Genomic DNA, 15,665 nt, shown 5'->3' on the forward strand with positions numbered 1-15,665 from the left:
CCAGAGCAGATAAATATTCAACTTAATGCTTTATCCCTCTTAGCAAGCTCAGAAACTGATATGCATAGTGTTCCACCGTTAGTTCTGACTTAACTTTGTTATAGCCGTTCTGCACAATGTACTTGTATAACGGAAAGTCATTGATAAGGCGCTCAATTGCTGCAGCCAACTCAACAGCATCGCCGTCGTACAAAAGTCCTGATTTTCCGTGTTCAATCAATTCGGAAGTACCTGCACTATTATACCCAATCACTGGCGTACTATGCGCCATGCTTTCAACAGTAACCCGACCCATTGCCTCATTCGGAGAACACATGAGTGTGATGTCTATCTGACTAAATATCTCAGATTGACTAGATTTATAACCTTTAAAAAACACAGTATTTTCCAGGTCATGCTGCTTTACATACTCCAGCAGCTGCATGTAGTATGCTCCCCTCGCTTCTCCGATGATATCCAGCGTGACAGTAATGCCTTTTTCAGTTAAGGTCTGGACAGCTAAGATCGCTTCATACTGATTTTTCGATTTGTCAATTAAGCCTACGATTGCTAAACGGGCAACTGCACCTATCTTCCGGATATTTAACATCGGCAATTCTTGGTCCCCAATTACCCCATTATAGATGAGCTGACTTCTCGCATTAATGCCCCGGGCTTTAACCGCGATGGCATCAATAGATTTGGATATAGAAATTATATATGTGGCTTTATTCGCCCAGTATGCCAAATATTTAAACCCAAACTTATATTCATGATGATAATCTTTGTCCAAAAATTCCCTAAAATGCCATAAGTGAGGGATTCTGCTAATGAAACTAATGTAAGCGCCTAGGCAACTCGCAGTAGTATTAGAATGGATAAACTTAATATTCTTTACCCGTGCATAGGCACTGATCAAAAGTGCGAAAAGCATGTTATATATAAGTTCTATTGCAAAAACATATGAATTGTTCTTTCGGGCAGTTTTCGAAAGGAAAATATCAACTCTAAACGGAAGCACATAACACTTCACATGCAATCTAGCCAACTCTTGCCGAATATCGCCAGAAATTCCACCACCGCCCCTGCATATTACCGTCCAATCCACATAGTCTCTGGTGCCTTCAATTAAATTCAATAGAGAGCGGTTTGCACCATACAAAGCTGAGTAATGAGTTACCGAGAGAATCTTGATTTTAGGCATAGGCGGTGAATAGTATTAAGTATAGGTCATTCTTGTTTTCACGATGTGTCTTGACTATTAGCAAAAGAAAGCAGCTAGTACCTCCAAGGATTTACTCAGGTTAATCTGCTATCTGAATTTTATTTAAAAAGTGCTCTTGCTCTTAACAGCATTGATGTTAACCGGAGTTGTCTACTGGTTATGAGCCCCCAAGCCCTTCGAACTTTCAATGCCTCTATTTTAGCTTCGGTGGTATAAGAAGCACCACCAATTCTGAAGTTGGCTATAATGGTATTAACGGGATGAAATGGAACCCCAGCTTTATATAACCTAATGATAAAGTCCAGGTCAGATGAATAACGATATGTTAAATCAAAGCATCCGTTAGCATTATAAATATCTTTAGTCACAAAGGTTGTTGGATGTGGAATCATTCTCTTTGCGGGAAACATATGACTTGGTCGCTCAAGATAATATTCTTGATCATCAGCTAAATACCTTAAAATACCATAATAAACTCCAGAACCATGTTCTTTATAAGCTTGGATCATTGTCTCGATGGCTGTGGGCTCATACCAGTCATCGCTATTGATCATTCCGATGAGCTGACCGGAGGCGAGTTGTATACCTTTATTCATTGCATCATAGATCCCCTTGTCATTTTCTGATATAAGCCTTATAAACGGGTAGCGCAGAGCATATTCCTCAACAATGCTTTGGGTGCCATCTGTAGATAAACCATCAATAATCAGGTATTCTGACGGTAAAACCGTCTGGCTACAGACACTTTCTATAGTATCTCGAATTGTTTTTTTTCCATTAAAAACTACTGTAATTATTGTGATCATTTTATTGAACTCTATTTGATAATTTGGAACTTCAAAAATGTAATTTTAACAAAAGATATCCATACGCTGTCGTATACTAATAATCTAAGACTGTTACGCGATCTGTTGCTAGGCCAGTTTTGTTCTGGTGAGCGCCATAGACAACAACGGTGATCTTTCGCTTTTTGCGATCTACCGAGGTGAATGCAAATGTATTTCTTTCTTGCTCATTGCTTCTGAACATTTTGCCATCAGGATTGGTCCACATGTTAGACATGTTTATGGATACCTGATCTGGAAACTTATCCGCCCTTAAAAACTGAAGATTGTGAATGTGCCCACCCAAATAACAAATGAATTCACGCGGTTGGTCGTTTGAAAAGTCAAAAACTTTACTTGTTGAAAGCTCAGGGAAAGCTTTATTTTTATGTACATGTGTATAGGAAGTTCCATTTTTATATGCATTGATGATGGATGGAATAACATCTACACCTTGAATGTAGTTACCAACAGTGTATCCATTGGTAAAGGGTGCATGTGACATCACGATTAATCCATAATCATCAGGTGTTGTCTTTAAGGTATCATAAAACCAATCCAGTTCCTGCTGAGAGAAATAATGCCCCGACACCCAATACTTTATCACACCTTTTGCATTTCCAACCAAAGGGTAGTCATATGCATCTAGCGCGATCATGCGAATCTTGAACTTATCAAAGTCCGTATAATGATGGCCACGATTTTCTTGACCCTTAATTTGCGGCCATTTATCTACAAGCGGTTTCACCAATAAATTATATTGCTCAGCTTTGGAAAGTGCATTCGCCAAGGAATTTTCTTTTGTAACCGTTCCAATGTAGTTGATGTTATCATCATGATTTCCAATGACATTTAGCAGAGGTTTAGGGCTGGTAATTGCACGCTCCATAAAGGAGTTAATTTCATGAATTGTAGACTCTTTACTTTTCCCAGCACTTCCATTAGATACATCTCCTGTTGAGATAATAGCAGAAATTTCCTCTTTGATCCTCTTCTTATTGGCAAAAAGTAACATTTCCCGCATATTAACGTCTGAATTGTTCGATTCATAATGGACATCACTAAAATGCAGGAAGTTGAATTGTTGTAAACTATCAATTCGTCCGAGTGCAATTTTCTCATCATAAATCGCCAAATTTGGTTCAATTGAGTCCTTCGAGCAGTTCGAAAATAAAGATGGAATTAAAAGTAGTGTTAAGAGTAGGCGTAACTTCATTGGTTTTGTTAAGTCTCAAAAATACACTTTAGCGTGCAAGAGTGTTCATTATTAGCATTCAATACAAATGGGTAAGTGTGGACCAGGAATTACACTTGGATCATTACTATGTTAAATTCGTACCCCAAATCAGCTAATCGATGCATAAGTTGGCAGATACAGTCCTTTGATATGCAAGGTAAATCGGCTATTCACCCCATTTTAAATCGGGTACCCTGCTAAGACAAGTACGGAATCTTCATAACTATAGAATTTTATTTAACTCATTGGTGACTTCAGCGAGGAAAGGTAAGATGGCATCTTTTTCGGAAACGATCAACTCATCACTTGGGACCTGCCAATTAATATTAAGGGCAGGGTCTGCAAAATGAATACCTCCTTCAGCAGCTTTATTGTAATAATTATCGCACTTATAAAAGAATTCTGCCGTTTCAGAAAGCACAACAAAGCCATGAGCAAAGCCTTTAGGAATGAAAAACTGAAGCTGATTCTCTTCAGATAGGATTATACTTTCATACTTTCCAAATGTTGGAGAACCCGGACGTAAATCTACAGCTACATCTAATACCTCACCCTTAAGTACACGCACCAGTTTCGCTTGGGCATGTTCACCATACTGAAAGTGTAGCCCCCTTAAAACACCATATTGGGACCAGGATTGATTATCCTGCACAAACCGCACGCTGATGCCGCTCAGGTTAGCAAAAGATTCCTCATTAAAGCTTTCGAAAAAATAACCGCGCCCGTCCCTAAATATGGTAGGCTTAATCACGAGGCAATCTGGTATAGCAGTTTTTGATAGTTCCATTTAAGCTAATTTGTCACTATTATGGATGTCACCCGGAATAATGGTAGAGATTTCATTTTCTAACAAATGATCCAACTCTTCAAACTTAGAGTTTTTACTTTTAAATTCTGGTACTAATCTTTTCATTTTTAAAACCACTCTACGATTGTCATTTACAATAGCATCTGAAATAAGACTAATCACTTCCTTTTCAACCTCCTCAAAAACATATTCACGAACTTTCCCGATCATGATTTTTTCATGATGTGTAGGCAAAGTATTTTCATTATCATTAAGCAGCTCTTCATACAATTTTTCTCCAGGCCGTAGTCCGGAGTAAGATATTTGGATATCTTTATTAGGCTCCATACCGGCTAATTGGATCATACGCTTGGCGAGATCAGCAATCTTAACGGATTTACCCATATCAAAGATAAAAATCTCACCACCTTTTCCCATGTATCCGGCTTCCAATACCAGCTGACAAGCTTCCGGAATCGTCATGAAATAACGGGTAATATCCGGGTGAGTCACCGTAACTGGCCCACCGCGTTCAATTTGTTGTTTAAACCTGGGGATTACAGAGCCATTTGAGCCAAGTACATTACCAAAGCGTGTAGTTATGAATCGAGTTCCAAGTGCAGTTGGCGTATTATTCAAGGATTGTACATAAATCTCGGCAATCCGTTTGCATGCCCCCATAATGTTCGTAGGATTGACTGCTTTGTCCGTTGAGATCATTACAAACTTTTCAACGTTGTGCTTTACTGCAAGATCAGCCATAGTCTTCGTGCCGAGGACATTAGTTTTTACTGACTCTGCCGGATTATCTTCCATCAGTGGCACATGTTTATAAGCAGCAGCATGATAGACATATTGTGGTTTGAAGTGGCTAAACAGGAAAGCCATACGTCCTGAATCTTTCACGTCACCAATAAAGGCATGCACGTTGGATCCAGATTTATGTTCGCTCATTTCCAATGAAAGATTATGGAGAGCTGTCTCACTCTGATCGAGAATAATAATCAGCGCTGTTTCAAATTTTGTAAGCTGACGAACAATTTCAGACCCAATAGAGCCCGCGGCACCACTAACCAGTACCCGTTTCCCTTTCAATTCTGCACCAATGCCCTGCATATCCATGCGGATAGGCTTACGATCCAGAAGATCCTCAATATTTATCTTGTGAATAAGCTTGGGACTAATGTTTGGTTTGGTTAAAACCTCCGGTGGTGGAATGTTAAGGACCCGAATCCCTTTATCAAGACAAAGATCTACAATTTGGTTCTTGCGTGTTGCAGGAATTGAATAGCTTGCAAAAATGAGTTCATCCACCTCTTTACTATTGATTATCCCATCCAATTCAGTGGCCGGTTTGATAATAATACCATTGACTGTTTTACCGATTTTACGATCATCATCGTCTACAAAGGCGACAATTTTCTTGTTAGTTTTTGGATCATGATCGAAGGTTCTTTTTGTCACTAAGCCAGCTTCACCAGCTCCATAAATAATAACTCTGCGCTTGTCAATTTTCGCATGTTTAAAAAACAAAAATGCAGACTTGGCCATCATACGGTAGGCAGTCAGAATCAAGAAGCTGAATAAGGTAAAGTTTACTAGAGTTGTGAAACTAATCAGCGTATGCCCATAAAGAGTGACCAGAACGGCGTTTAGAATAAAGATTAAAAATGCACTTAGTAAGACTGACCCAAGGATTTTTACAGAATCTTGTGCTGAGGTGTAACGTACAATGCCAGCATACGTTTTAAGAATACAAAAGACAATGCTATTTACAACAATGACCGATAAGGCAGACTGGTAGAGGGTCTGAAAGTCTATGGAGGTGATGTTGAAATTCTTAGAAATCACTTCTGCAAGCAACAGGGCGATCACACTTAAGCAAATGTCTATTGCAAAAATAATCCAACGCGGTACAATTTCAATCTTCGAGAACATTACCATTTTTAAAATTTAATACAATGATAACAATAGTAGACCAAATTTTTCACCAATCAAGGAAACAATGCTGCAACACAGCTAATAATACAGTAGATTCATGGCTAACTGGCAGCTTCGACGACTGGGAGGCATCCTCTATATGCAAACAAGTTCAGGACTTGCTATGATGGTGAAGCGTGCTTTCAGATGCTGGTTCAAATCTGCCTAATCAATCTAGGCCAACAATCGCATTAAAGAAACTGGAATTGTTCTCCATAGCTAATTTTTCAAGGACGACCAGCCGGTTGTCCCGAAGATCTACTTCTAATAGGTGTTGAGGACTAGTTAGCACTTTTTTCTGGAAGTATTTGAGTCCCCACCTATCAAAAGTACTATTTAGCGGATTTTTCGGATGAGTTATTACAGCTTTTTGTGTTAAAAATGCAGTTAATAAATTCCCACCTGCTTGTTGTCTTTTATGGTTCATCCAAACTATTCCACAATTATTTATAATCTCTTGGTATTCGTTCAGTGGTAGAAAGTCAAGTAGAGGAATGAATTTCGCGCCGAAGAATTTATGCCCGAGTGCACAAACATTCCTAATGTACAATTGCGATTGGCCGTAAGATAATGGACAATAAATTTTTCCTTCAAAATTAATGGATTTAAGATACGTAAGTGCCTCAACATGATTATTAGTTGGTGCTCCAGAATTGCCCAAAAGTATATTTTCCAAATTTCTATCTTGAAGTTGAAGCTCATCTAGCTTCATTAATTCTGTTGTAAAGTAGTTGAAGTATAACCGCCTTAAACTTGGATTAAATTTTTTAGCTAATACATAATCCTCATCCACCCATGTGGCGCAATAGTCCATTTTACGTATGATATTCTGCACACGAAGATTTTCTTTCAAAATGAGACTGCTTTTTATACGGCTTAATGTAAATTTAGCAGCCCCTAGAACCGATCGCGGGTACATAAACTGGTTTGAGCGAAAGCTTAGGTAAGTAGACCTACGGAGAGCCGTATAGCCATCTGAGCCCCAAAAAAGCCAAACCTTCTTAGCGCATTCAGGCATAGAATTTATGAGTGGAAACAGCAAGTCATCGAAGCTATGAAAAATCACGACACTATCCTCTTGCAGATTCTCATGAATCTTTTTAGAACTTAGCTCATGATACTTAATAACAGCAATGTCGGAACTAGTAGATCTAATGTATTTTAAACCCGACTTGCCAGCAAGAACAATGTAAGACGATTTTCCAGGTATAAACTTCTCTGACATGGTGATGTAATAGTCCAAGAATTTTTCGTCTGGCATAATATTTACAATCTTCTTTAGTCGCATGGTAGAATTTGGTGTGTCAAGTAATTGATTATCGCTTCTGTACTTTCGTGGTATATCAGTGGGATCATTCTACCTATATCTAATAAGCTTGTAAAGATCTCCCATGGCTTCAACTTTAAAGATATATGATAAAGCTAAATATGCAAGTGAAAAGGCTAAGGCTTTAATAGCAAATTCAGCTACTACGTTTAAGAAAGCAGGAATGATATTCAACGAAAATAGACAAAAGCAGATAAAGCTAGTCACAAGATAGGGTAATACGTTAATTAAAATAGCACGAAGTTTAAGGTTAATCAACTTGCCGAGATTGTAAGTTTCTATAAAAAAGGCCAAACCTGAGGTAATGCAGTAACCATACACCATTCCCATCAAGTCTCCTAAAAAAAGCCCAACCACTATACCCGAAATCATTAAGACTTTCGAAATTAAGCCTAACTGGAACATTTTTTTTGTTTCACCGAGAGCCATGTAAATATTACCACTTAGTGTTGCAATCGCCTGAAACATTCCTAGAATGCTCAACACCTTGAAAATAGGCACTACTTCCAACCATTTATCACCATAAACAATCAGAATAAGTGGTTCAGCAAGAGCAGATAGACAAAGCATCATCGGAAATGCGACGAAAGCTATGACTCTAGATATTTTTAAATAAATCGTAGCTATTTGTTCCTTATCATCTTGTATAATGGAAAAACTCGGAAAAAGAACTTTTGTTAAAGTACCGGTAAGTTGTCTCACGGGCAATAGCATCAAGGCATAAGCCTTGCTATAATAGGCAAGAGGATCCTTTCCAAGATATCGGCCAACAAGAAGATTATCAACATTTCTGACCCAGTAGTTAATCGATTGGTCCGCAAACAAAGGAAGCCCGAACTTCTTAAGATCAGAAAAATATTCTTTTTTAATTGTGAACCTTGGAATCCATTTTACATGCAAGAAGTTGAGAATAGTATTGAAGATTAAGGTTAAGTATGTCTGAATTACTAATGCCCACACTCCATATCCTTTCAAAGCAAAGATAACTGCTATGAAGCCAGCCAAGCTAGTTGAAAGAAAGGACCTATAAAAAATTTGCTTGAATGCTATCGCTTTGATGAGTTTATTATTCCAGACAACTCCAACAGAATTAATAACAAAGGTAAAGGAAAGCGCTCTAGTAACATCCCCAACACGAGGCTCATTAAAATAGGAACTTATCAGAGGAGCAGCCTCAAATACTAGGGCAGTTAGCAAAACACCAACTATAATGTTAATCCAAAAGACAGTACTGTACTCGTCGTCATCAACCTCTTTTTTCTGTACAAGCGCTGCACCAAAACCAAAGTCCTTTATTACGTTTAGAAAACCAATTCCTATTGTCACCATTCCCAAGATCCCGAATTCAGACGGTGTAATCAGCCTGCTCAATATCCCAGATACCACCAACCCAATTATGGTAAGACTGAGTTGATTTGTTAGGGCCCAAATGAAGCCACTTAATGCAACCTTTTTTAATGACTTCAAGCTTTAAGCACCTTTAATATGGATTCAATGACTAAGTCCTGGTCTTCAAAACTCAGCTCAAAATACAATGGAAGTCTTAATAGCGAATCCGTATAAAAATCTGAGTTAGAAAGCTCATCACCAATATAATACTGGGAAAAGTAAGGGCTTTTGTGGAGCGACAGATAATGAAAAACCGGGTGAATGTTTTTGGATTTACAAGCATCGATTATTTGATTTCTTTGTTCTAGATTTTTAGCAACTAAATAGAACATATGGCCATTACATGTAGCATACTCAGGGATAAAGGGAATATTAATTAAACTGTTAGCAGCCGCTTCCTTAAATCCATCATTATATCTGTACCAAAGCTCCGTCCTACGTTTCTGAATACGCTCCAAATTTTCCAGTTGTGCGAAAAGAAATGCAGCTATAATATCCGAAGGCAAGAATGAAGAGCCTATGTCTACCCAGCCATATTTATCTACTTCCCCTCGGAAAAAGGAGGATCTATTGGTGCCTTTCTCCCTGATAATTTCTGCACGCTTAGCGAATCTTTCGTCATTAATAACCAGCATTCCTCCTTCACCAGAAATAATATTTTTAGTTTCATGGAAAGAAAAAGCAGCTAAATGGCCTATAGAACCGAGCGGACGACCTTTATAATAGCTATCGATTGCCTGAGCCGCATCCTCCACAACGAATATCTTGTGCTTATCAGCTAGTTCCATAATCTTGTCCATGTCACATGCCACACCTGCGTAGTGAACAGGTACAATTGCCTTAGTTCGAGGGGTAATTAAACTTTCAATCGTATCGACATCTATATTAGGAGTGCTACTCTCGCTATCAGCAAATACTATTTTAGCACCTCTTAAAACAAATGCATTTACGGTACTCACGAACGTGTAGGACGGAATAATCACTTCGTCACCTTCTTGTATGTCGATAAGTATCGCAGCCATCTCTAACGCATCTGTACAAGATGTAGTTAAAAGCACCTTACTAAAGCCAAATTTCGTTTCAAAAAAATCATGGCATTTTTTTGTATAAACTCCATCGCCGGATATTTTACCAGATTCTACGGCTAGTTGGATGTATTCTGTTTCTTTACCTGAGAGGTAAGGTTTGTTAAATGGTATCATTATTTTTTCTTATAAATTTTACTGGATTTCCTACGTATACACCAGCACGGTCAATATTTTTAACTACAACTCCACCAGCCCCAATCTGAGTGTTTGGACAAATTGTAAGATTGTCTATTATAGTACAATTAATCCCAAGTATACACTTTGCGCCAAGCTTAGAGAAGCCGCCAATAGAAACTCTGGGGGCCAGAAAGCTATGTGCCCCGATGATTGTATCATGAGCAAGACAACATCCTAGGTTTATCAAGGCATTTTCTTTGACTAAAACGTTTTGGTCTAAAATAGCACCTGGATAGATGATTGTTCCCTCACCAATAACACATGACTTATCTATTATACAGGTAGAATGTATTAATCGAGCAAGTGGTACTTGTCCAACAATTGATTTATATAAATCTTGCCTGAACTGCATATGATTATATCCTACTCCGATAAGAACCTCATCAAATTGATTATGTCTGAATTGATTAAGAACATCACTTAACTTTCCAAGAACCTCTAGGTTTCCAACCTTTGCCCCAATCGGTTTAAAATCATCGAAAAAGCCAATAACCTGAAATTGATTATCAGTGATAGCATGGTGGGCAATTTGCCGCCCTAAATCACCAGAACCAATTATCGCTAGTCGTTTCATAAAAGTTCTACCCTCCTATTTGAATGATATATCAAGTATCCAGAACGATCACTGCTATTAGCAACTTTTTTCAGATTATCATTATAAATCTGTTTCTCGACAACAAATGCGTTTTCATCTGCAAAAACCTTCTTTAAACTCGATGTTTCCTTACATAGGAAATATACACCTGAGAAGGAGGAGTCACCATCAATTGACGGAATTTCAAAGCGGTTTAATGCTACATCTAAAACTGCTTTAATGTAATCAAATCCTTTAGAAAGCGGAACGAGATGTGAACCAATGAAGTCACCGCCCATTCTTGCGCCAACTTCGATAAGGAAAACTTCTCCTCGATCAGTTATCTTAATTTCAGTATGGCCAGCACCATATCTCACATTCAATGCATCTAATGCCTTTATCGTTTCCCGTTTAACTTTCTCTGCTAAAGGTTCGGGTAAGTTGGTTGGTTGATGATGTGCAAGCTCAACGAAATAAGGTGCTCCAGTGGTTACTTTATCCGTAATGGTTACTATATAGTGTTTTCCTTGCCACGAAATTGATTCGACACTTACTTCTCTTCCATTAATAAATTCCTCCACGATGCACCTTCCCACAAGCGACTCGGAACAGGCATATTCAACCGCTGTCTTGAGCTCTTCAGTATTGTCCACCTTTGAGATGCCCCGACTTCCCGATCTATCGACGGGCTTGACAATCAACGGAAAGTTAAATGTTCTTAATTCTAGGTCTGCATAACTATTTATTTCATCATACTTTGGAGAAGAAACGCCCGATATTTCAAATGACGCCCTCATTCGTCCTTTGTTGGTCGAGCATAAAGATGATTCATACGAATTGCTAACTAAGCCTAGTTCTTCGGCAACGTAACTAATTGTAGGCATACCTATATCACTTGCGATAGTTGTAATGCCATTTATCCCAATGTCCTTGCACTTCCGAAGAATTGCTTCTTTGTCCAATATGGAAATTGGATAGTAGAAATCAGCTACATTGGCACACACAGCGCCCTCCATCCAAGCAAAACAGTGTGTTTCTAAGTCCATTTCTTTTGCTTTTAAAACGAGTGGAAGCTGAAGGTAACTAGCGCCAATGATTGCTATTTTCTTTTTATTGTTCATCATCCTTTTATAACTAAAAATAATATTCCAAGAATCTTGAGATTGAATGTTCATGCAAGGTCAAGAGACAGCTGCTAACATCTAAGCTAAATTGAAACTTTTAGATTGAGATCAAAAAGCGTCTGAGCTGCGCCATATTTAACATAAGGCGCCACAAGCATATAAAATTTTATTCTTATGGCATCTCTGATTTGAGAGATTCGGCATTATTAGGTGACATCGTACTAAAGAGTGCTCAAAATCACCCAGCTGTCCAGTTGATGCCCGGTAGACAGTGAAAGCGAAAACTTTATACAGCCAGAGAGAACGTTGCTTCATAGAAGAACCGAGTTTATTTAATTGTAAAGATAAGTGTTATATGTTTCATCTACGAGTTAATTCCAATACATTGCAGGCGCTTTAAAGCTGGAATGTATTTATCGTGGTATTGTCTAATAATCCTGATATAAATTTCTAAATGTACTTCTTAAACCAAAGGTAATTAGCTGAGTCCTCTGTGTAAACTCCACAGACTTTTCTCTTCGATATATTCCACCAAGTTCAATCCTCAAATTGTACTTCGGATTAAGCAAATAGGAAACCTTTGCTTCAAGGAAATTTAGGTCAGTCTTCAGCCCCTGACCAATTACATTTCCATATTCGGCTACGCGAGTATTGTACGGCTTGAAGATATTGGAACCATAATTCTTTCCTACCGGGTCCAAACCATACCTAGAATAGGTCGCCTCTGCTTGAAAATCAAATCGCCTGTAACTATAGTTCAAGATCCCAAGAAACTCTCTAAAATTGGCACCTAATGGATGTGCCAAAGGCTGACTCATACCAGAATAACTGGTCAATCGTTGAAAATGGGAATAGGTATATGGCCTTGCCGTATTAAATTCCGCCAGGTAATTTAAGCTGTTTACCTTGAATAGATCAGATCCCCTAACGCCTAGCTGTACGGCATACTTGTTAGCCCAATAACCCTTTCCGGCAAAGAACTCTTTTGCTGTAAATTCGTCAATCATAAACTGCACGTACACCGCAGTCTTTTCAAATAGCTCATATTTCAAGTTCGTACCGAGACGCATCTTGTCTGGTGATGAAGTATTTGCACCCTCTATCGGCCTTAAGAATACGAATGGATGGATATAGTTAAAGTCGAAACCGCGTTTACCCTCCGGCTCCGCATCTGCCCAGGTAACAGCCTGGAAGAGACCAACTGACAAGCGATTATTTACATTCCAATCCAGATAGTGCATAGCGTTCCATTTACCTCTGGAGCCCAGCCTGCGGTCGGTAGTTAGACGTGGAGCCTGATTGTCAATCATGTAAGAAAAGATCGTCTGATATTGCACATTACCTACGGTCGCTCTAATCCTTGCAAACGAATAATTAGCCGCAACATCAGACAACAACATGGACCGGTAGCCGTCACCAATAAAGTTCTTATCATAACCAAGTGCCAGGTTAAGATACTTATTTGGTGTATAAGACACCAATGCTGAAACATATGCCCAATCTTTAGTCTTGCCATCTAACTTTCCTGACATTTCACTCGGCACAACTTTATTGGTATTGATGAATCTGGTTAAATAATTGGCAAATTGAGCTTGATTCTCGTAACCACTGGTGTAAAAAGAAAACTTCTTTCCAATTGTCCCGCCTATCTGGTACCCCCTCGTATTTTTCCAGGTGCCTTGACCATCTTGAAACTCACGACCAATCTGAAAATCTGGGAGGAAGTCTGCATAAATATCATAATCTTCCGACTTGAAGTTTAACAAATGTTCATCTGTGATTTTCCTTCTAAGCCATTTATGGTAAACATTGCTATCTGTACCAAGGCGCATCAATTCATCATAGCGGCCAACAAGCAACGTATCATCCGCATAATAACTTCGAACAGAACTATGCATTCTTGTATTCACATCATAAACCTGCTTATTCAGCTTTTGATAAAACTGATAAGAATAAGGCAGGTTTACATTCGGTGTCTCCGTCTGTGCAAAGGTGCTTTGACTGCATGCGATACACGCAAGCAGCATATACAATATACCAATGGGGCTGCGGTTTAAATTCGTTTTCAAGTTATTCAACGGTTACAGATTTAGCAAGATTTCTTGGTTGGTCCACATTACATCCACGCAATACTGCGATATGGTACGAGAGTAATTGCAAAGGAATTGTCGCAAGCAGCGGTAGAAAAGCTTCGCTAGCATCCGGAATTTCGATTACATAATCAGCCATCGCACGTACGGTTTGGTCCCCCTCCGTAACAATAGCAAGCACGATACCCTTTCTGGCTTTAACTTCCTGAATGTTACTGATCACCTTTTCATAAGAAGAATTTTTGGTTGCAATCACCACCACTGGCATCTCTTCATCAATCAGGGCAATTGGACCATGTTTCATTTCCGCAGCAGGATAACCTTCTGCATGGATGTATGAAATTTCCTTTAATTTCAGCGCCCCCTCAAGGGCTACTGGGAATCCACTTCCACGACCTAAAAACAAACAGTTCCTCGAATCCTTGAAACGTGCCGAAATTTCGCGGATCATGTCATCTGCGGCTAATGCTTGCTGTATCTTTTCAGGGATCAAATCTAACTCCGTTAACAACTCTACTAATTTCGAGTTTTGAACGGTTCCACGCTGTTGCGCCATAAAGAATGCGATCAGCGTAAGTACAGTCACTTGTGCCGTGAACGCTTTCGTAGAAGCCACCCCGATCTCCGGACCGGCGTGGGTATAAGCGCCTGCATGGGTGATCCTTGGTATGGATGCACCAACCACATTACACACCCCAAAGATCGTAGCACCTTTTTCCTTCGACATTTCGATGGCAGCCATCGTATCAGCGGTTTCCCCTGACTGTGAAATGGCAATAACGATATCTTTCTCCGTGATAATCGGATTACGGTAACGGAACTCCGAAGCATACTCAACTTCTACCGGGATTCTCGCATATTCTTCAATCAAATATTCTCCTACCAAACCGGCATGCCAGGAAGTTCCACAGGCAATAATGATGATCCGGTCTATATTCTTGAACTTTTCCGCATATTCCTGGAGTCCGCCAAGCTGCACCCGTCCTTCATTCGGATAAATACGGCCACGCAGGCAGTCGCGAATGGATCGTGGCTGCTCATAGATTTCTTTAAGCATGAAATGCTCGTAACCACCTTTCTCCAGCATCTCCAGCTTCATCTCCAACTCCTGGATATAAGGTGTCTGCTCCACATTGTCAAGCCTTTTGATCACCAGCTCATCACGCTTTAAAAACGCGATCTCGTTATCTTTCAGGTAAATGACGTTTTTGGTATATTCTACAATTGGTGTGGCATCCGAAGCGATGAAGTATTCACCTACGCCTACGCCAATAACCATGGGACTGCCCTTTCTGGCAGCAATCAGTTGATCCGGATTATTTTTATCCATGACCACGATGGCATAAGCGCCGCTAACTTCATGTAGCGCTAAACGAACCGCTTCCAACAGGTCATTATTCTCGTTCTTGTAAATTTCTTCTATAAGGTGTACCAGAACTTCAGTGTCGGTATCACTATTAAAAGTATGTCCGCGTTCCAGTAGTTCTTCTTTTATGGTGGCATAATTTTCAATTATCCCGTTGTGAATAATACTCAGCTGACCATCATTAGACGTATGTGGGTGGGAGTTACGGTCCGATGGCGCACCATGGGTAGCCCAGCGTGTGTGACCTATGCCGACGCTGCCCGTTTGGTCTTTCTCCGCAGCAAAACTTTCCAATTCAGCAACCTTGCCTGCTTTTTTATAAATATTTAATCCACTTTCACCGATCAAAGCGATACCTGCACTATCATAGCCACGGTATTCTAATCTTTTAAGGCCTTTTATTACAATTGGCCAGGCTTCACGGAAGCCAATGTACCCTACAATTCCACACATAAAAATGAGATAATTAAAAAACGTTAATCGAACCAAAGGTAAATT

Annotated in this window: 12 protein-coding genes; all 12 read right to left on the bottom strand. The window is 39.4% G+C overall.

Translation table 11 applies throughout. The features are described 5' to 3' along the window. Positions 1-22 precede the first annotated feature (22 nt). Positions 23-1,183, bottom strand: a complete 1,161-nt coding sequence (locus tag ACTHQF_RS13010) for a glycosyltransferase family 4 protein (RefSeq protein ID WP_440430659.1) — start codon at positions 1,181-1,183, stop codon at positions 23-25. A gap of 119 nt (positions 1,184-1,302) precedes the next feature. Further along, positions 1,303-2,010 carry a glycosyltransferase family 2 protein gene (locus ACTHQF_RS13015; RefSeq protein WP_440430660.1) on the bottom strand — a complete coding sequence of 236 codons (708 nt, stop codon included), beginning with the start codon at positions 2,008-2,010 and terminating at the stop codon, positions 1,303-1,305. Positions 2,011-2,086: 76 nt separating this feature from the next. After that, positions 2,087-3,244, bottom strand: coding sequence for a metallophosphoesterase family protein (locus tag ACTHQF_RS13020; RefSeq protein ID WP_440430661.1), 1,158 nt, complete (start codon positions 3,242-3,244; stop codon positions 2,087-2,089). Positions 3,245-3,488: 244 nt separating this feature from the next. Continuing rightward, positions 3,489-4,052, bottom strand: coding sequence for a dTDP-4-dehydrorhamnose 3,5-epimerase (gene rfbC, locus ACTHQF_RS13025; RefSeq protein ID WP_440430662.1), 564 nt, complete (start codon positions 4,050-4,052; stop codon positions 3,489-3,491). Continuing rightward, positions 4,053-5,990 carry a polysaccharide biosynthesis protein gene (locus tag ACTHQF_RS13030; RefSeq protein WP_440430663.1) on the bottom strand — a complete coding sequence of 646 codons (1,938 nt, stop codon included), beginning with the start codon at positions 5,988-5,990 and terminating at the stop codon, positions 4,053-4,055. 211 nt (positions 5,991-6,201) lie between these two features. Continuing rightward, a complete protein-coding gene (locus ACTHQF_RS13035) occupies positions 6,202-7,293 on the bottom strand; it encodes a TDP-N-acetylfucosamine:lipid II N-acetylfucosaminyltransferase (RefSeq protein ID WP_440430664.1) in 1,092 nt (363 codons plus the stop codon). A gap of 96 nt (positions 7,294-7,389) precedes the next feature. Then, complete coding sequence (locus tag ACTHQF_RS13040; RefSeq protein ID WP_440430665.1) at positions 7,390-8,826, bottom strand: lipopolysaccharide biosynthesis protein; 1,437 nt, start codon at positions 8,824-8,826, stop codon at positions 7,390-7,392. Continuing rightward, positions 8,823-9,950 (bottom strand): dTDP-4-amino-4,6-dideoxygalactose transaminase, encoded by a 1,128-nt coding sequence (gene rffA, locus ACTHQF_RS13045; RefSeq protein ID WP_440430666.1) that lies wholly within the window; start codon positions 9,948-9,950, stop codon positions 8,823-8,825. Before rffA ends, ACTHQF_RS13040 begins: the two co-directional genes overlap by 4 nt. Beyond that, positions 9,937-10,587: an acetyltransferase gene (locus tag ACTHQF_RS13050; protein ID WP_440430667.1), complete on the bottom strand. Its 651-nt coding sequence runs from the start codon at positions 10,585-10,587 to the stop codon at positions 9,937-9,939. The genes rffA and ACTHQF_RS13050 overlap by 14 nt, the downstream gene beginning before the upstream one ends. Further along, complete coding sequence (locus ACTHQF_RS13055) at positions 10,584-11,711, bottom strand: ATP-grasp domain-containing protein (RefSeq protein WP_440430668.1); 1,128 nt, start codon at positions 11,709-11,711, stop codon at positions 10,584-10,586. The genes ACTHQF_RS13050 and ACTHQF_RS13055 overlap by 4 nt, the downstream gene beginning before the upstream one ends. A gap of 428 nt (positions 11,712-12,139) precedes the next feature. Next, positions 12,140-13,780 carry a gliding motility protein RemB gene (locus tag ACTHQF_RS13060; protein WP_440430669.1) on the bottom strand — a complete coding sequence of 547 codons (1,641 nt, stop codon included), beginning with the start codon at positions 13,778-13,780 and terminating at the stop codon, positions 12,140-12,142. A 1-nt stretch (position 13,781) separates the two neighbouring features. Further along, entirely contained in the window at positions 13,782-15,620 is a 1,839-nt protein-coding gene (gene glmS / locus ACTHQF_RS13065) for a glutamine--fructose-6-phosphate transaminase (isomerizing) (protein ID WP_440430671.1), read from the bottom strand. Positions 15,621-15,665 lie beyond the last annotated feature (45 nt).

It is taken from the genome of Pedobacter sp. SAFR-022 (assembly GCF_051965375.1).
In the GTDB taxonomy this organism is placed as follows: Bacteria; Bacteroidota; Bacteroidia; order Sphingobacteriales; family Sphingobacteriaceae; genus Pedobacter.